Origin of the sequence: Pseudarthrobacter sp. PvP004 (assembly GCF_017876035.1) — a bacterium.
GTDB lineage: Bacteria > Actinomycetota > Actinomycetes > Actinomycetales > Micrococcaceae > Arthrobacter > Arthrobacter aurescens_A.
The window spans coordinates 4,292,665-4,309,935 of sequence record NZ_JAGINL010000001.1; the positions used below are offsets into that span (position 1 = coordinate 4,292,665).

The 17,271-nt window shown below is 63.1% G+C and carries 19 protein-coding genes; 4 read left to right on the top strand and 15 right to left on the bottom strand.

The annotated features are described in order from the left end of the window. Positions 1-58 precede the first annotated feature (58 nt). Both J3A64_RS19575 and J3A64_RS19580 read right to left on the bottom strand, forming a co-directional pair. Positions 59-1,516: a polysaccharide deacetylase family protein gene (locus J3A64_RS19575; RefSeq protein WP_286176408.1), complete on the bottom strand. Its 1,458-nt coding sequence runs from the start codon at positions 1,514-1,516 to the stop codon at positions 59-61. Between the two features lie 84 nt (positions 1,517-1,600). Further along, a complete protein-coding gene (locus J3A64_RS19580; RefSeq protein WP_210065478.1) occupies positions 1,601-2,830 on the bottom strand; it encodes a GAF domain-containing sensor histidine kinase in 1,230 nt (409 codons plus the stop codon). A gap of 78 nt (positions 2,831-2,908) precedes the next feature. On the opposite strand from J3A64_RS19580, the gene J3A64_RS19585 reads away from it, so the two are divergent. Further along, complete coding sequence (locus J3A64_RS19585) at positions 2,909-4,321, top strand: MFS transporter (protein WP_210065480.1); 1,413 nt, start codon at positions 2,909-2,911, stop codon at positions 4,319-4,321. A gap of 228 nt (positions 4,322-4,549) precedes the next feature. After that, a complete protein-coding gene (locus J3A64_RS19590) occupies positions 4,550-4,975 on the top strand; it encodes an STAS/SEC14 domain-containing protein (protein ID WP_286139880.1) in 426 nt (141 codons plus the stop codon). Positions 4,976-5,200: 225 nt separating this feature from the next. Here the strand turns inward: J3A64_RS19590 and J3A64_RS19595 are convergent, their stop codons facing one another. From J3A64_RS19595 to J3A64_RS19655, 13 genes are all read right to left on the bottom strand, one after another. After that, positions 5,201-6,205 (bottom strand): hydroxyacid dehydrogenase, encoded by a 1,005-nt coding sequence (locus J3A64_RS19595; RefSeq protein ID WP_210065484.1) that lies wholly within the window; start codon positions 6,203-6,205, stop codon positions 5,201-5,203. Beyond that, positions 6,202-7,113: a carbohydrate ABC transporter permease gene (locus J3A64_RS19600; protein ID WP_011776543.1), complete on the bottom strand. Its 912-nt coding sequence runs from the start codon at positions 7,111-7,113 to the stop codon at positions 6,202-6,204. Before J3A64_RS19600 ends, J3A64_RS19595 begins: the two co-directional genes overlap by 4 nt. Next, positions 7,110-8,069 carry a carbohydrate ABC transporter permease gene (locus J3A64_RS19605; protein WP_210065486.1) on the bottom strand — a complete coding sequence of 320 codons (960 nt, stop codon included), beginning with the start codon at positions 8,067-8,069 and terminating at the stop codon, positions 7,110-7,112. The genes J3A64_RS19600 and J3A64_RS19605 overlap by 4 nt, the downstream gene beginning before the upstream one ends. 58 nt (positions 8,070-8,127) lie before the next feature. Continuing rightward, positions 8,128-9,441: a sugar ABC transporter substrate-binding protein gene (locus J3A64_RS19610; protein ID WP_011776541.1), complete on the bottom strand. Its 1,314-nt coding sequence runs from the start codon at positions 9,439-9,441 to the stop codon at positions 8,128-8,130. Between the two features lie 146 nt (positions 9,442-9,587). Then, positions 9,588-10,691, bottom strand: coding sequence for a substrate-binding domain-containing protein (locus J3A64_RS19615; protein WP_011776540.1), 1,104 nt, complete (start codon positions 10,689-10,691; stop codon positions 9,588-9,590). Positions 10,692-10,765: 74 nt separating this feature from the next. Next, the gene (locus J3A64_RS19620; RefSeq protein ID WP_210065488.1) at positions 10,766-11,116 is read right to left on the bottom strand and encodes a hypothetical protein; all 351 of its coding nucleotides are present in this window, start codon (positions 11,114-11,116) and stop codon (positions 10,766-10,768) included. Beyond that, the gene (locus J3A64_RS19625; protein WP_210065490.1) at positions 11,113-11,724 is read right to left on the bottom strand and encodes an Asp23/Gls24 family envelope stress response protein; all 612 of its coding nucleotides are present in this window, start codon (positions 11,722-11,724) and stop codon (positions 11,113-11,115) included. The genes J3A64_RS19620 and J3A64_RS19625 overlap by 4 nt, the downstream gene beginning before the upstream one ends. Beyond that, positions 11,721-12,320, bottom strand: coding sequence for an RNA polymerase sigma factor (locus J3A64_RS19630; protein WP_210065492.1), 600 nt, complete (start codon positions 12,318-12,320; stop codon positions 11,721-11,723). The genes J3A64_RS19625 and J3A64_RS19630 overlap by 4 nt, the downstream gene beginning before the upstream one ends. 278 nt (positions 12,321-12,598) lie before the next feature. Beyond that, positions 12,599-13,204 (bottom strand): hypothetical protein, encoded by a 606-nt coding sequence (locus J3A64_RS19635; RefSeq protein WP_011776535.1) that lies wholly within the window; start codon positions 13,202-13,204, stop codon positions 12,599-12,601. Further along, the gene (locus J3A64_RS19640) at positions 13,201-13,782 is read right to left on the bottom strand and encodes a hypothetical protein (RefSeq protein WP_210065495.1); all 582 of its coding nucleotides are present in this window, start codon (positions 13,780-13,782) and stop codon (positions 13,201-13,203) included. The genes J3A64_RS19635 and J3A64_RS19640 overlap by 4 nt, the downstream gene beginning before the upstream one ends. Continuing rightward, on the bottom strand, positions 13,779-14,156 hold the full coding sequence (locus J3A64_RS19645; RefSeq protein ID WP_011776533.1) for a hypothetical protein: 378 nt from the start codon (positions 14,154-14,156) through the stop codon (positions 13,779-13,781). Before J3A64_RS19645 ends, J3A64_RS19640 begins: the two co-directional genes overlap by 4 nt. Further along, a complete protein-coding gene (locus J3A64_RS19650) occupies positions 14,153-14,344 on the bottom strand; it encodes a DUF2273 domain-containing protein (protein ID WP_210065497.1) in 192 nt (63 codons plus the stop codon). The genes J3A64_RS19645 and J3A64_RS19650 overlap by 4 nt, the downstream gene beginning before the upstream one ends. Continuing rightward, positions 14,341-14,829, bottom strand: coding sequence for an Asp23/Gls24 family envelope stress response protein (locus J3A64_RS19655; RefSeq protein WP_210065499.1), 489 nt, complete (start codon positions 14,827-14,829; stop codon positions 14,341-14,343). Before J3A64_RS19655 ends, J3A64_RS19650 begins: the two co-directional genes overlap by 4 nt. A 242-nt stretch (positions 14,830-15,071) precedes the next feature. Here J3A64_RS19655 and J3A64_RS23810 point away from each other — a divergent pair, with 242 nt between their 5' ends. Both J3A64_RS23810 and J3A64_RS19660 read left to right on the top strand, forming a co-directional pair. Beyond that, positions 15,072-15,197 carry a hypothetical protein gene (locus J3A64_RS23810; protein ID WP_286176410.1) on the top strand — a complete coding sequence of 42 codons (126 nt, stop codon included), beginning with the start codon at positions 15,072-15,074 and terminating at the stop codon, positions 15,195-15,197. A 95-nt stretch (positions 15,198-15,292) separates the two neighbouring features. Next, positions 15,293-17,200, top strand: a complete 1,908-nt coding sequence (locus tag J3A64_RS19660) for a DUF2264 domain-containing protein (protein ID WP_210065501.1) — start codon at positions 15,293-15,295, stop codon at positions 17,198-17,200. Positions 17,201-17,271: the final 71 nt, after the last annotated feature.

Sequence of the window (17,271 nt, forward strand, 5' to 3'; positions counted from 1 at the left end):
CGGCGTGAATTAACGCACCACGGCCACCTGCCGCCGTCGTGCGCCAAGGTCCGGAAGTTCAGCGTCCGGCAACGCACCCCGGTGCGGCACCGCGGCACTTGTAGGAGGCGCCCGCCTTCAGTTCGATCCCGGCGAAAAGCTGTGGGAGGGTGACCAAGTAGAAGCCCTTGCCTTTGAGCTGGGTGATGAGTTGGTCCTGGCCGTCCACGGTGGACGCGTGGACGTCGTGCAGGAGGATGACCGATCCCGGCTTGACCAGGCCCATGATCCTGGGGAGGAAAACCGCCTTGTTCTTTGACTGCCAATCCAGGGAGTCGACATCCCAGATAATCTGCGGGAGCCCCACGGAAGCCGCAACCGTCGTGTTGCTCGCTCCGTAGGGCGGCCGCATGTAAGCCGGCACCACTCCTGTTGCTTTTTCAATGGCGTCCTGAGCCCCTCTTACCTCGCCCTGGATGCTGGCCGGCGCCAATTTGGTCAGATACGGGTGGCTCATGGTGTGGTTTGCGATGGTGTGGCCCGCTGCTGCCACGGCTTTCGCGACTCCCGGATTTGCCCGGACGTAGCCACCCTGCTGGAAGAACGTGGCAAACACTTTGTGCTTTTCGAGGATCCCCAAGAGCCGGGTGGTTTGCGCGTTGGGCCCGTCGTCGTAAGTGAGTGCAGCGCAGGCCACGAGGTCGCAGTTGATGTGGGCCAGGCCGCCCGGGGCGGGCGAAGGGGCGTTGAACGGTGCATCGGCGATGACGGCGGTGCGAAGGGCTTGGCCAGCAGGCGAAATGACATCGTCCGTGGCGTCCGCATTCAAGACCACTGTGACGGTGTCGGGCAGATCGGCGCCTGTTCCGGGGTCCCGGTGAACGGTGACGCTGAGATCCCCGCTGGAGGTAAAGGCGACGGCGGTGAGCAGCTCAGCATCGGAAACTGCTGCTGGAGGCTGGGTAGGGGGCGGGTGGCCGATTGCTTCGCCAAGTATTGTCCGCAAGGTGCCGGTCATGGCGGGGTGGATCAGGGTGGCACTGCCACTGACAACGCCGGTGCCGAGGTCCTCGTAGGTGATTTCGTCGATGCGGGCGGTGCGGACGCCTCCGTTCATGGTTGTTTGCATGAACCTGGACCCCACAACGCTCCCGGTGGCCAGCACAATTCCATGGATGACCGAGACCCCGTCGGCCAGGAGGGCGCCGGGGGTGGCCGGCAGTGCCGCGGGTTCATGGCGTCCGCCGCCTCGGGCATCGAAGATGCTGAGCAGCCTGGCGTCGAGTTTGCTGTTGAAGGCCTCGGCACCGCTGATGTATTGCCACGTCGCGACCGTGGGGGAAGCCCCAGCCGTGCGCGTTGTCATGTCCACGATGGACGGACTCCCCGGGCCGACCTTGGACGGAGCCGTCCCGATTACAGCGATTGGTGCGGTGGGCGCCGCTTGGATGGGCATGGGCACGCAGGCGGCCATGAAGAGCACGATGACTACGAGCGGGATCGTGAACAGTAAGCGGACTGGGGCGGGCCGCTTCATGCTTTCCTACCGGGCGTACCAGGTGGTCATGCCTCGAATGATGGCAGGTGCAAAGCCCAAGTACCTGGAGACACCCCGGAGCGGCTAAAGACCGGCTGGAAAGCTGACTGTCACGGTGGTTCCGCCGTTGGGGGTTTCAGCCAAGGAGAGCTCGCCTCCGTGGGCTTTGGCGATGCTGCTGCAGGTGGCCAGGCCCAGCCCGGAGCCCGGGCCGTCACCCTGCCGCCGCAGACGCACCAAGGGTTCCAGTACTTTGGCACGGTCCTCGGGTTTGATGCCCTTGCCGTTGTCTGCCACAAAGATCGTGGCGCCATGATAGTTGGCAACCCCGCCGATCCGGACGCGGAGATCGCGATCGGGGCTGCGGTAGTTCATGGCGTTGGAAAGCAGGTTCTGCAACAGCGTCCGGAGCTGGCCGCTGTCTGCATGGAGCGTCAGATCTTCAACGTCCACGATGCCGTCGTTTTCGATGCCCAAATCGCGGACAACTTCTTCGGTGACCTGGCGGAGTGAAACGTTGGCCGGCTGAATTGCGCCGCCCACCCGGGAATAGCTCAGAACATCTTCAAGCATGCCCAGCATCCGCCGACCGCTGGAGCCGATGCGGTCCAGGTACTTGGCCGCGGTGCTGGCAGGCTCCACATCGGGGTCGTCCTCCACTAGTTCCACGTAGCCGAGGATGGTGGTGAGGGGAACGCGGAGATCGTGGCTGACGCGTCCGGCGAATGCGGCAAGTTTCGCATTGCTGTCTTTGAGCTCGGCATACGTTCGGTCGAGTTGGACCGTTCGATGCTGGAGTTCCAGCAGCTCCACTACCTGTTTTGCCAAGACCTCCAGCATGCTGATTTGTTCGGGGCGCAGTTCTTTGGTCTTGTCCGAGAATACGCACAACGTTCCCGGGACGAAGCCTGATTCTGTCTGCAGCGGGACGGACGCATAAAAGCGAACATTGCCAATCTCCCCTGTGACAAAGGGATTGTCCGCAAAACGGGGATCTTTGGAGGCATCTTCCACTACGGTCCTCTCGCGGGAGAGGAAGACCTTGGCGCACATAGAATCCTCGCGCGAGCAAACGCCGGGGTCCACACCCCAGGCACCGATCTGGTGCTGGTACTCCGCGCTGATGATATTGACCACGCCGAAAGGAGCGCCACACAGCTCCGTGGCCAGCCGCACGAGGTTCTGCAGAGCGCTCATCACGGCGGCATTGGGAAGAATAGTCGAATCCACTGCAGGGTCCAAGCCATATTCCTGTAATTCCAGGTCCCGGCTAACGTCGTCGGTAAAGGCGAGCTGCCCTTGTGCACGCGTCATAAAACATTTCCCCCAAGCGTCTCTAGGATTCCCTGCCGATACTACCGGGAGCTTGGATGCAGTGGTTTACTGGGACGCATGACCGAGCAGGAACCGGCCCCGGCCGCGTCTACTGACACTATCGATCTATCTCAACGAACTCCCGCGCAAAGGTCCCGTACGTTCACCGGGATCCTGGTGAACACCGCCCTCGCCAACATCACCACCAGCTACCTTTGGTACGCCTTGACGTTCTGGGTGTACTTGGAAACGCGCAATGTCATTGCCACAGGCGTGATCGGTGGCGCCTACATGTTGCTGATCGCCCTCTCCAGCATCAGCTTTGGCACTCTCGTGGACCGCTATCGCAAACTGGCGGTGATGCGTTTCGCCTCGATTTTCACCCTGGTGATGTTCGTCCTTTCCGGCATCATGTTTCTCTTGACACCTGAGCAGGCGCTACTCGACCTGACGCAGCCGTGGTTCTGGATCTTCACCATGATCATCCTGATCGGCGCGGTGGTGGAGAACATGCGCAATATTGTCCTTTCCACTACGGTCACCATCCTGGTGGAACCTGATCGACGAGCCAACGCCAACGGACTCGTGGGCATGGTGCAGGGGCTCACGTTCATCGTCACCTCGGTGCTGTCCGGGTTGTCTGTGGGGTTGCTGGGCATGGGCTGGACTGTAGTGGTCGCCTTGGTCCTCACTGCGTTGGCGTTCTTACACCTGCTCACACTGCGTTTGCCGGAGGAAGTGCGGGCAGCTGCCTCCGACGCGCAAGGCGGATTCGACCTGCGTGGGTCTTGGGCAGCCGTCATGGCAATATCCGGGTTGTTCGCGCTGATCCTCTTCTCCACGTTCAACAACTTCATTGGCGGCGTCTACATGGCGTTAATGGACCCCTACGGCCTGGAGATGTTCTCGGTGGAAATCTGGGGAACTGTCTTTGCGGTGGGTGCCACCGGATTCATTGTGGGCGGCGCACTGATCGGAAAGTTCGGGCTCGGCTCCAACCCTTTGCGGACCATGCTGATCGCGGTGGCCCTGATGGGGCTCCTCGGCGCGGTGTTCACACTGCGGGAATGGGCCTGGCTCTACATTGTGGGCATTTGGCTCTACCTGGCACTGGTTCCCGTAGTGGAGGCCGCCGAGCAAACAGTCATCCAAAAAGTGGTGCCACTTCCTCGGCAAGGCCGGGTGTTCGGCTTCGCCATGGCGTTCGAATCGGCCGCAGCGCCCATCACCGCGTTCCTTATTGCCCCGATCGCCCAATTCTGGATCATCCCCTACGCCCGCTCCACAGAAGGGGCAGCCCAACTTGAACCCCTGTTGGGTGAGGGAATCTCCCGCGGCATAGCGTTGGTGTTCCTGGTGGCCGGACTCATCATGATTGTGGTGGCACTGATCGCATTCCTGACACCGGTCTACCGTCGCGTGTCTGCCTCGTACACGCAGGCCGGCGCGGAAGAAACCGAAAGTGAAGGTGCGGAGTCGCCGTCCCACTAAGGGAGTGACGACAATCCGCACCTGATCAGGACGCTGCGTAAAGGGCCGCTCCTGCCCGTGGCAGGGCTGCCCGGATCGCTCCTTCCCAGAGGCTGCCCGGACGCCACGCTCGATTTACGCCAAAAATCACTCGTTTCGGATGAGACGGCGTCATTGAGCGTGGTGCAGGGTGGAGTCAGTCCGTGGAACGCGGGCAATCCTGCAATGCTGCAGAGATGGAGCAGTTCTATGGCTGAGGCAGAAGACGTGGATTACACCCTCCGTCTCGAGCCGGACAACGTCTTGTTGTTGGCGTGGGACGCTGGGGCCAGAATCGAAGCGGGCAATGCCCGTGCAGCCGTGGACGCGGTCAACCAAGTCGCTGCCGGCAATCGTTATCCCTTACTGGTCAGGATGGCTAACGCCAGCCACCTGAGCCGCGCGGCACGTGACGTTTTCATCGAACCCTGTGCGGCTTCCAGAATCGCGTTGCTGGGTGAAAACGCCGTTGACCGCATCCTTGTCGATTACCAATTGGCCGCCCAACCGGCACCCTGCCCCACCCGTTTCTTTACGTCCGAAGCGGAGGCAATGGCCTGGCTCCTGGAACCGGATCAGCAAAGCGATGATCGGCAGGTCAAGGATCGTCAAACGGGCCGTGGAGGATCTCCGTAGTGACCACGCCGGCGGTGAGGAGAACAAAACCCCCTCCGGTTGCCACCCGGCAGCGCCGGGTGGCAACCGAGTCCGAGGCGCTCCTGTCCGCTTCCAGCCTCTCGCAAGGCGCCCAACGCCTAGCCAAGAAGGACGCACGCTAAGCCGGCCACAAGCGAAAAAGCGGCAAACGCGCGACGGCGGGAGGTCGCCGTCGTGCGTTATGTCCACATGCTGCCAGACCGCCTAAGCCGTAAACGCCAGGTCCTCTTCCTTCACCCGAAACCGCAACTCCTCCCCGCGGGACAACCGCAAGGCCTCGTCCACCGCGCTCGCCGCCATGCGCTCGAGTTCGTTGCCCAACGACCCCGCCACGTGGGGAGTGAGCAGCACGTTGGGGTGCGTGTACAGGCGGGACTCGGCAGGCAGCACCCACGGCGTGGTCACGTCCAGGACGGCGTAAAGATCGCCATTTTCTACTCGGGCGAGCAGCGCATCCTGGTCCACCAACTCGCCGCGGGAAGTGTTGATGAAGGTGGCGCCGGGCCGCATCCGCTCGATCTGCCCGGCGTCGATGAGGTTCTTTGTGGAGGGCAACGACGGCGCGTGGAGACTGACCACGTCACAGCCCGCCACAAGATCGTCAAGGCTGACAAGCCCGACGCCGAGACCGGCCGCTTCAGCGGGGGACAGGTAGGGGTCGGCAACCACTACGTCCAGGTCGTAGGGGGCAAGCAGGCGGATGACATGCCGGCCGATCTTTGACGCACCAATAATGCCGACGCGCTTCCGGTAGTTGCCCATGTCCGGAAAAAGCTGCTCCGCAAGGACATCCGTCCTGGTGGTGTGCAGGGCGCGCGCGATCTGAAGAATGCGCTTGTTGGCCAGGACGATCATGGCAACGGTGTACTCGGCCACCGGGATGGCGTTGGCGTCCGCGGCTGAGCTGATGTGGATGCCGCGTTCCCAGCAGGCGTCACCGATGTGGTGCTTCACGCTGCCCGCGGCGTGAAGGACGTAACGGAGGCGGGGTGCGGCATCGAGGACGTCGTGGTCGATCATCGGACAGCCCCAACCGGTGATGAGAATGTCCGCCTCTGAGAGCAACGAACGGCCTTCCGGTGTAGTGAAGTCCTGGATCGGCTCCCGGCTTAGCAGATTTAGGCCGGGCTCCAACGGCTCCAGGCTCCTGGGCGGAAACACCGCCCGCGCGGTATGGGACGGCATGGCCAAGACAACATTCAAGCTCACTTAACACTTCCTGCGGTTAGTCCGGACTTCCAGAAGCGCTGCAGCATGATGAAGGCCACCAACAGCGGGATGATCGAAAGCAACGAGCCAGTGATGACCATGGGCGTGAACTCGGGCTGGGGGATGGAGTAGCCCTGCCAGATGGAGATGCCGACGCTGACAGGCAACAATTGCTGATCCTGGAGCATGACCAGCGGGAGCATGAAGTTGTTCCACACACCCACGAATTGGAACAGGGCAATGGTGATGTAGCCGGGCATCATCATGGGCAGACCCAAGGAGAAGAAGGAACGGATGGGGCCGGCACCGTCAACGCGGGCTGCTTCCAGCGTTTCTGCCGGAACGTAAGCGGCGGAGTAGACCCTGGCCAGGTACACACCGAACGGGTTGCACAGCACTGGGATGAGGATGGCCCAGATGGTGTTGGTGATGCCGAAGACGGAGGCCAGGAGGTACATCGGGAGCACAGTTGCGGTGTTGGGAATCAGGACGCCCACCAGGACTATGCCGAAGAAAGAGTCCTTCCCGCGGAACTGGAACTTATCGAACGCGTAGCCGGCCATGACCGAGATCAGGCCGCCAAAGATCGCCCCGAACGCCGCATAGAACATGGAGTTGGCCATCCACCGGAGGAACAGTCCGCCGTCTTGATTCAGGACAGCACTGATGTTGTCCATGAACGCCGGCTCACCGAAAGCGTAGGCGGCCGTTCCATAGAGGTCCGCAGTGTTCTTGGTGGAGGCGAAGAACAGCCACACCACTGGAAGGACCATGTAGGCGCAGCCCAGTATCAGCAGGGCGTTCACGGTAAACGAACTGGCGAAGCCGCCGTTGCGGGCAACCCGACGCCTCTTCGGCGGCCCGGCGGGAGTTGAGGCCCTGGGGCGCGACAACGTTGAGGTGCTCATGCTTTGTTCATCCTTGAGCTGAAGCGGGTTACGGCCCAGGACAGCACGGCGGCCATGAGCGCGATGATGATGGAGGCAGCCGCGGCCTGGTTGAGGTTGTGCCGGTTGAACGCGGCGTCGTAGGCCCACATGTTCGGCACCCAGGTGCTGGTGACGGAGGCCGTGGCCTTGGAAATGATGGAGGGCTCGGTGAACAGCTGGAGCGTGCCAATCACGGTGAAGAGCATGATGACGCTCAACGCCGGAAGGATCAGGGGCAGCTTGATGCTGATGGCCGCCCGGACTTCACCGGCACCGTCCACGCGTGCGGCTTCCAAAATTTCCCGGGGAACGGCTTGGAGGGCGGTGAAGAGCACAATCACGTTGTAGCCCGTCCACTCCCACACAGCGATGTTCACGATTGACGGCAGGATCAGTTGATTGTCCAGGAAGTTCAGGGAGATCCCGCCGGTTTCCAATGCCGAGACGATCGGGCTGACGCCAGGGGTGTAAAGGTACGCCCAGATGAGTGCGGCAATGACGCCCGGAACCGCATGGGGGAGGAAGACCAGAAGCTGGAAGAGCTTGCGTGCACGGGCCACGGCGGCATCCAGCAGGAGCGCGAAGGCCAGGGCACCGCCCACCATGCAGGGGATGTAGAGCAGGCAGTACAACGCGAGGCGTCCGATGCCGCCCACGAAACTCTCGGACTGCAGGACCTGCAGGTAGTTCTCCAAGCCAACGAAAGCGGTCTTTGCCTCGCCAAAGCCCAATCCGGACTTTTGCTGTGCGAAGAAGCTCAGCACAACGGCGTAGATGACCGGCGCAACCATTGCGAGGGCGAAAATAATGAAGAACGGGGTCAGGAACAGTGCAGCCGTGCGGCCCCCGGTTCCGGACATTGCGCGGGGTTTGGAGTGTGCCCGGGGGTTTGATTCCACTGTGGTGGACTGCTTGGTGGGTGCTGGGGTAGCCATGATTAATCTCCTCGCTGGAAGGACGGCCCGTGGATACGGGCCGTCCTTCCGTGCGGGCCTACTCCTTGACGGAGAGGCCGTTCTGCTTGAGTCCGGCCACCGTGGCGCCCTGGGCCGTGTCAACGGCGTCCAGCACCTTGCCGCCGCTGGTCAGCGTGCCGTAGGCGTCCTTGAGAGCGGTGTTGGTGATGTCCCAATTGGGACCCCACTGCCATCCCGGCGTGATCGAGGCGTAGGCCTTGTCGAAGACGGAGTAGATGTCGTTGCCGAAGTAGCTGGCGTCGAATGCCTCCTGCGCAACCGGGGTCAGGCCGGGGAAAGCGAGGTAGGCGGAGCCGGTGTTTCCGCGGGCGGTGATGGCGTCCTTGCTGGTGGCCAGGAACTCGATGAACTTGGCGGCGGCTGCCGGGTTCTTACTGCTCTTGGTGATGTTGAAGCTGGAACCGCCGTAGAACGCGTCCGCGGGTGAGCCCCAGTTGGGCACCTCGGCAGCGATCCACTGCCCCTTCTGGCCGCTTGCTTCCGTACGCTTCTGGATGCCGGTTGCGCTCCAGTTGGCACCCAGGACACCCACGACGGCGCCACTCGCCAGATCTGCGGACCACTCGTCGCTGAAGGACTGCTGAACCTTGACGATCTTCTGGTCGATCAGCTTCTGCCAGTAGGTGCCCACCTTCTTGGTTGCTTGGTCGTTGACGCCGATCTTCCAGCTATCACCTTCTGTGCCGAACCACTTGGCACCGGCCTGCCAGGAGAGAGCCGCAGTCAGCGCGGCCTCGTTAGGGTTGAAGCTGGCGAGGTGTGCTTCCGGGGCAACCGCCTTGATCTTCTTGCCCGCTTCTTCAAATTCCTGCCAGGTCTTGGGCGTGGAGACACCGGCCTTGTCCAGCATGTCCTTGCGGTACCACATGATCATGGGGGCGGCATCGTAGGGAAGGGCGTAGGTCTGATCGCCGAACTGCACCAATGCCTTGGTCTCATCCGTGAGCTTGTCCACGGTTTCGGCTTTGTTGATGTATCCGTCCAGCGGCTGCAGTTGGCCGTTGCTGACGAACTGCGGCAGCTGCGGGTATTCGATGGTGGCAACGTCCGGGCCGTTGCCTGCTGTGATCGCGGTGGAGAGCTTGGCGTACCCGCCGGCCCCGCCGTTGGGGATGGTCTCGAAGTTGACCTTGATCTTGCTCTGGCTGGCGTTGAACGCCTCGGCCACCTTGTCCATCCCGGCCATGGAGGACCAGAAAGTGATGGTGCCGCTGGGGTCTTCGGTGAGAGTGGGGGTTGGCGTGGCTGCCGGGGTACTCCCACAGCCGGTGACGAGGGCAGCACTGGCCATGAGGCTGACTGCTCCAAGCAGAAGCTGGCGACGCTTCATTCTGTTCTCCTTTGAAGTTCACGATGCGAAGTCGTGGCGTGCCCTGGGGGGGGGGGGGGGGGCACCTTTGACTAGGCACTATGAAATCCACAAAAGTGAACATCATCAATGAAGTGAACAGAAGTAAACAGGCTGCGAGGGCAGCGCTACGGTTGCGTCGAGTCCCGCACCACCAGCGCCGGGGAGAGATTCACGCGCTGCAACGCGGACGTGCTTCCACGCTTGCCGCCGATCCGGTTGAGGCACATCACCAAAGCCTGGTGGCCGACGTCGTACTTCGGTGGTGCCACAGCGGTGAGCGGGACAGCGCCAAGGGCTGCGATCTCGTCGTCGTAGGAGACGATCGCAAAGTCCTCCGGGACGCGTATCTGGCGTTCCAGGCAAGCGCTCACAAACTGGAGCGCGTCCTCGTCGGTATGAACAACCACGGCAGTCACCTCGTAATCGGCACACCAGTTCAGGATCCCGTCCACCAGCTCACGGTGGGCCTGCGGATCGTTTTGGGCGCGGGACATGGCGCGGACCATCGAATCGTCGCGCGCATGCCCGGCCCGCTGCATTGCCACATGGAAGCCATCGATCAGCTGCGGCGCGGTGGGGCTGTTCTCGCGAAGGCAAATCGCGATCTTCCGATGCCCAAGCCCCAGCAGGTGGTTGACTGCGATCTCCGAGCCGCGGACATGGTCGCTCCGCACCGATTCGAGCCGGCCGTGGTCCAGGGCGTCGTCGATTGAACGCTCCACCACCACCACGGGAACCTCAGCCTCCGCGAGCAGATCCAAGGTCTCAGTGCCGGCCAACGACTGCTCACTTGGCGTGACCAGGATGCCGTCCACACCGTGTTCGTAGAGTCTGCGCAACTGCCGCCGCTCTTCGGCGCCCGAATAGTTGGAAACCCCCAGCACCAACCGCACCCCGGATTCCTGCGCGGCCGCTTCGGCACCGCGGATCACGCCCGGGAAATAGTACGACGCCGACGGTACGATCATGCCGATCGTCGCCAAGGGCCGCCTTCCGCCCGGACGCCACGACGTTGACGGCTGAGCGCTTGGACTGGCCGTGGGCTTTCCCCCGACTGCGATGGCACCGCCGTGGACCCGCTCCAGCAGCCCCTGCTCCGCAAGCACCGCCAAATCGCGCCGCACTGTCATCCCCGATGTTCCAAGCTTGGCCGCAAATTCGCCGGCATTCAGGGAGCCGTGGAGGGCCAGTTCTCGGAGGATGAGCTGTTGACGATCCTCGGCAAGCATGCAGGTTCCACCTATCAAGTTCACTTGTGTTCAGTTTGTTCATTATGAACCAGAACTTGCCGATGCCCAGATGACTACGGACCTATTCTGACCACCAGGATCTCGACGGCGGCTGACGCGGGGTGCAGATGCTGACGGACGGCAGCGGCTGCTTCGCGGGCTACTTCCGGCGCGGGACGGACGGTGCCCACGCCGATCCTGGCCTTGACTGCCACGCCGTCCGGGCTGACCGTTACGCCGATCAGCGGAAGAGCCTCTCCCGTGATTGCCGCCACCGCTGCCCCGGCAATGGACTGCCACAGGGGCTGGGCTGGGTAGACCGACACCACTCCTGCCACCGCCTGGACAATGCCGAGCAGTTCCTTGGCCACGTCAGCTGAGATGACGGCGTGGGAGTGGTTGGCAGTTTCCGCAGGCTCCGTCATGGCTGTTCCTCCGTGGTGGGTGTGGTGTGCCGGGCAGGGGCGGGTGGCTCCAGCACGTCAGTTACGGTGATGTTAATCGATTGGATATTCAGTTCCGTCTGGACGGCCAGGACCTCAGCCAGCTCGTCGCGCAGGGTTGCGGCGCGCTCTTCGATGGAATGTCCGAAGACCACCGCCAGGTCCACCTCCACGGTGATGCCGGCACCTGGCACTGTGACATCGCCGTTCAGGCGGCACCTGCCAACGGCTGTTCCGGGGAGGGCGTCGGCCACTGAACGGATCAGGGCCGACACTGAGCCTTCCGTCTCCCCGAGGGAGTCCATGGGGTTTCCGGGACGGAGGGGTATGATGCGTCCCGGCCGAAGTTCCAAGCGAAGGTTGTCCAGGATGGACTGCATCCAGTCGTCGTTGCCGGATCCGGCATCGGCAACATCGGATGTCAGCAATTCGCTGCCAAGTTCGGAGAGTCTCCGCAGTGCGGCCAATCCCGACTGGCACTCGGGGCAATCCTCCACATGGGTGGGATCCTCAATCTCTCCCGTGTCCAAGTAGGTGCTCAGTTCCGCGAGACTGTGCCCGCACTCCAGGGTGTCGCCGGGGATTTTCATCGCCACTCCTCCATTGTGCGTGCAAGGGCAATCCGTGCCCGGGCCAGACGGCCGCGGACGCTGGTCGGGCTGATATTCAATGTCAGCGCAATCTCCTCGTAGCTCATCTCATTGAATTCCTTCAGTACCCAACACCGCCGTTGTTCCTCGGGAAGCTGCGCGAGCGCCGACTTTAATGCGGCCACCCGCGAAGCGTTGACGGCGCTGCTTTCCGGATCCTGCGTTCTTGGTCCGCCAGGGGCGCCGTTGCGGTTTTCCATGTCATCCAAAGCCTCATGGTTGCGGCGCTTCCGCAGATGGTCGATGCTGCGGGTAGCCACGATGCGAAGAAACCAGCCCTTGACGGCAGCGGGTTCCCGGAGGCTGTCCAGCTGTTTCCAAGCCTGCATCAGCGTTTCCTGGACCACGTCATCGGCGTCAGCCATTGTGCCGGTCAGGCGGCGCGCCGTTGCCCGCATCAAGGGGCCGTAGCGTCGGGCGAGTGCTTCGAAGGCGGCAGTATCACCATCTGCTGCGCGGCCGGCCAGCAGCGCATCCGGTACGAGGTCCAGGTGCTGCTGCGCCACGTTGTGCTGCGCCGGGGGTGAACCAGTCACGTTCTGCCTTTCCAGTGCGGTGAGTCCGGCACTTTGATCCCCTGATGACGAAGGACGGTTCCGTCTCGCGACGGAACCGTCCCGGACGCCGGCCTACTTTTTGGTCAAGCCGTCCTTGAAGTTCTCGCTGATGTCGGCGGCTGCATTGTTGATCTTGTCGCTGATGTCGGCGGCTGCGTTGTTGATCTTGTCGCTGATTCCCATGGTGTTCCCTTTTCTTTTCGGTGCGCTGCACTGTGGTGCCCTGCGTGACTTACTGGAAAGCCTTGGAGCTGTGATTACCGGGCGCGTCTTGTTCCGGACACTTGTGTGCGGGTGCCGCTGGTAATTCGGACGAGGACGGGCATTGGACGTCCCAGCCAGGCATCCAGTTGTTGGAGTAGCTGTTCTGCCGTGTCCGTGAGGTCCTTGGGGGACGCTCCTTTGCGTGCTTCCAAGCGGAGCCGGAGTGCCGTGCCTCGCGGTGATTCCCATGCGGAGACTGAAGTCGCCAGCACGTCGGGGTGACCGGCAAGGGCTTCACGGACGGCGGCGGAGACCAGCCCGGCATCTATCACGGTGCGGCCGGCCATGCCATCTGAATGCTCGGCCAGACGCGGTGTCCGGCCGCCCCCTTGGGAGGCCAACCATGCTGCACCGAGTCCGGCACCTGCCAGCAGCACGGCTACACCCGCCACCATCCACCAGCTTCGGACGGGTTCCGGCAGCGTCGCGGTGCTTGTCAGATTGCGTGCGTTGTCCCGTATCGAAGATGCTGTGGTGGCCCACAGCTCTGCCGCGCCGGGGAGGGTTCCGGCCGCGATGAGTGCGGCGCCGGCGCCCAGCAGGACGATGCCCAAGAGGGAGAGAAGGCTGCGGTTGAGTGCCCGATTGGTGTTCCTCATTGCCCGACCGCTCCTTCGTGCAGTATCTGGACGTTGGTCTTTACTTTGCGTCCCAGTCCGTAGGAGGCCAGTTCGCTGTCGGCAACTGCCCGGATGTCCTCGCCCACCAGCGGATGGCCCGACGTCGGACGTACCCGGATGAGGACGGAGCGCGCGCTGACGGTGGTGGTCGCCTGTCCAGGCGAAAGACCGGCAGCCAGCCTTACCTTGCCGGAGAGGGCTGCCGCGAGTACTTCGTCGTCCACCACTACTGCCGCGCGGTCGCTGCCAAAAGCCCGGCGACGTTTGCGTCCCTTCCCCAGAGCGAGTCCGAGAAGCACCAGCCCCACGAGTACAAGTCCGGCGCCGGCTCCTGTCATGCCCAGCGGGATCGTGGTGCGGGGAAGTTCCATAAGCCACCGGAAGAGCTGGGCAGGGCTGGCCAGCAAGGGCTGGTCCTTGAGCAGCCATAGGATGAATTCGAGTGTCAGCCAAAGGCAGGCAACAAGCAGGATCGAAGCAGCCACTATGGACGGGACCGCCCTGGAAGAGTGCGTTTCCCTGCGGACCAGACGCCGGACTGCTGGATCCTTGCTCATGCCACTCTCCTTTTCCTTTGCTGTTCCTGGTGGCCGCCGACGAGGCGGATGTCTACCCGGCCGATTTCCAATCCGGTCAGTTCCACACCGCGGGACACAACGTCAGCGCGGGCAGACTGTGCCATGTCAAAGACCGTGCCTGAACCGATCCGCGGCTCCAGGAGCGGCGGGAGTGCCAACTTGACCGAGACGCTGACCCCGAGCTTTCCGGCGTCGTCCTTCAACTCTGCCGACACGTTGCTCCTGTCCACCCGAAAGGCGCGGGCGGTGAGCGCCTCCAGGGTGGTTCGAATCGCAGTGTGGGTGATGCGGTTGTGGCCCAGCCGGGCTCCGGCAGTGGCATGGACCGGTAGGCCGGAAATGGTCCCGCTCATGAGGAGGAGCGCTTACCCCGCAGGGCATCCAGCACCCCGTGAAGGTCAAGGTTTCCCTCGGCGGAACGGCCCAACACAGCCCCGATTCCCATGAACAAGGCCGTCAGTAGGAGGCCCCAAAAGCCGAACGCCAGTCCGGCGAGCGCCAGGGCGGCGCCGATCGCCAAACCTGCGATGGTGGGGCTCATGCCACCCTCGGCTCGCGCTCGGCGTCATCAGCGCCTGCGTCCTCGGACGGTACGTGGATGTCCGTGATGGTGACGTTGACCTCGGTGACTTCCATGCCAACCAGGTCCTCGATCGCTGTATAAACGGCGTCACGGGCGTTGTCGGCCACTTCCTGGAGGGGGTGGGGGTATTCAACTACCAGGGTTACGTCAACAGCCACCTGGGTTTGGCCGACCTCTACGCTGACACCCTGGGTAAGGTCCTTTTGGCCGACTTTTTCCCGGAGGTTGCCGAGTGCGCGGGCAGCACCGCCGCCGAGGGCATGCACGCCGGGGATTTCCTGGATGGCGATTCCGGCGATCTTTGCTACTACGCCGTCGGCAACGGTGGTGGCGCCGCGTCCGTCCTTGCCCTTGTTGGGTGAAGGTGCGCCCAAAAGGGCTGGTGAGGGAGTCTGCGTGTTCTTGGCCGGTACGTCTGCGGGGGTGTGCGTTTGGATCGTCATGGCGATAGCTCCTGTCCGTGGGTTGCGGCGTTCTTGTGCGCCGTCATGAATAAGACGTGGTGGACCGGGTATTCTCACGCACACATTCACGTGATGTGTGTCACTTTTCCGCAAGGCATGAGCTGGCATATTTAGTTAGATGGGCATATAACTAGTTCTCCGCCCCCACGTCCTCGAAAAGAATCAGTCTGCTGGATGACGTGTGGACGGCGGCGGCCCGGGCTGAGGGGCTCCGATGGGAAATGGACCAGGCAGAAGATGGCCTGGTGCGCGCCGTGCGAAGCGCGACGGCAGCAGGAGCAGGCCTTCCCGACCTCGCGATCGCATCCGGGCTGAGCTTCGACGCCATAGAGCGGCTCCTGGAGTAGCCCGGTAAGGGTTCATTTCTGTTCACCTCGCCCCGGTCTATCGATGCGGCGCCTACGGTTGAGGGGCTATTACTACGTGCCCCCGCAGGAGACTCATGGCAACCGCCTTCACCATGCCCGCCCCGGATTTTGAGCTCAGCCCCATGACCGGGTGGACACGGGAGCACTGGGTTGCCTTCGCCGATCAGCAGTTGCTCGCGGTGCGCCCCTTCTTTTCCCCACGAAAGGCGCTGATCCGGCTGGGCGGCCGTCCGTCGTCGTCGGGGGTTTTATCCGATGGCATGGAGGGCTTTGCCCGGACCTTCCTGATGATGGCGTTCCGGGTTGCGGGTGAGCACGGCCGAGATCCCCACAGCCATGTGGACCTTTACCGGCAGGGGCTCTTGGAAGGAACGCGGACCGACAGCTCGGAAGCGTGGTTGCCGATTACCGACCGTTCTCAGCCGATGGTGGAAGCGGCGTCCATCGTCCTGGGTCTCCAGCTCACCAAGCCATGGCTGTGGGACACGCTTTCCGCTGCGCAGCAAGAGCAGGTTGCCGCATGGTTGCAGGGTTCCTCGCGGAGCACTTGCGTGGACAACAACTGGGTGCTCTTCCAGGTGATGATCGCCGAATTCCTGGCCGGTGCAGGGTTTGAGCACAACGCGGAGCAGATTGAGCACGGTCTGCAGCGGCTTGAAGACTGGTACGTGGGCGGCGGGTGGTACAGGGACGGGGATAACGATGGCACCGGCGATTTCTTCGACTATTACTGCGGTTGGGCTATGCATCTGTACCCGATCCTGTGGGCGGAGTTCGCCTCCGGCAGGCACCCCGGGGCTGATGACCGGCTGGAGGTCTACCGGACCCGGCTTGCTGCATTCCTTGAGGACCATGTCCGGTTCTTTGGCTCGAACGGTGCCCCTGTTTTCCAAGGCCGCTCGCTCATCTACCGCTACGCCGCCGTCGCGCCTTTGTTCTTGGGCGAGGCGATCGCCGCGACGCCGCTCAACCCCGGGCAGACCCGCCGGACCGCCAGCGGCGCAGCGAAGTACTTCCTCGACGGCGGCGCTTACGACGGCGGCCTGCCGTCCCTCGGCTGGCTCGGCGCTTTTGAACCAATGACGCAGGAATACTCGGGTCCCGCATCGCCATACTGGACATCCAAGGCGTTCGTCGGCCTCCTTTTGCCCGCGGAGCATCCTGTGTGGACTGCTGTGGAGGAGGAGTCACCTGTGGAAGTCAGCGATGGCCTCCAGTACGCTGAGGCACCCAACTACCTGCTTCACTCCACCGCCTCGGACGGCATCGCCCGGCTGCTCAACCACGGCAGCGACAAATACTACGCACCGGGCCCGGACGATCCCCTCTACCGCCGACTCGCGTATTCGAGCCACACAGCGCCCCTGTTTACCGGGCATCCTGTGGATAACCACTTCGCGATTCTCAACGGCTCCGCAACGCCCAGCCGCAGGGCAAGAATCCACCGGCTCGGGGCACGGCACCGGCAAGGGGCCAGCTGGCACGCCCCCGTGTGGAGTGACAACGATGATCCCGCCAAGTCGCCCTGGCGGGTGGCGACGGGAACCGCCGCAGCATGCGGGTATGAGCTTCGGGTACACGTTGTGGTGGCGCAGGCTGGCTCCGGCCAGCGCGTAACCGCCGTCCGCGATGGCGGTTACGCGCTGGCCGATGCACTCCTTGTAGAGGAACACCACGGCGTGCTCACGGCCGGTGGGCTTCACACAGCCATGTGGCCGCTGCACGGGTACTCCGGCAGCGGCGTCTACCGGGCGGAAGGCGTTTCACCCCTTGGTCAGCAGGCAGCCTGCGGCTACCTGGAGGGCACGCTGTCCGGGGAACGCAGCTGCTTCGCTTCGCTGGTGTACCTCGGCGGTGAGCCGCCGGCTTGGGTTCCGCCCGCCGTCGGGCCTTCCATCGAACTGCTCGACGACGGCACCCGCGTGAGCGCGTGCCTCGCCTTGGAATCCGGGCCGCTTTTGGAGGTGCTGCTCGCTTTCTGACGCCCGCTCGGAATCTTGAGGAAATCTTGAGATGACCCGGCGTCCTTCTTGAGGAGCCCGTCCGATGGTTG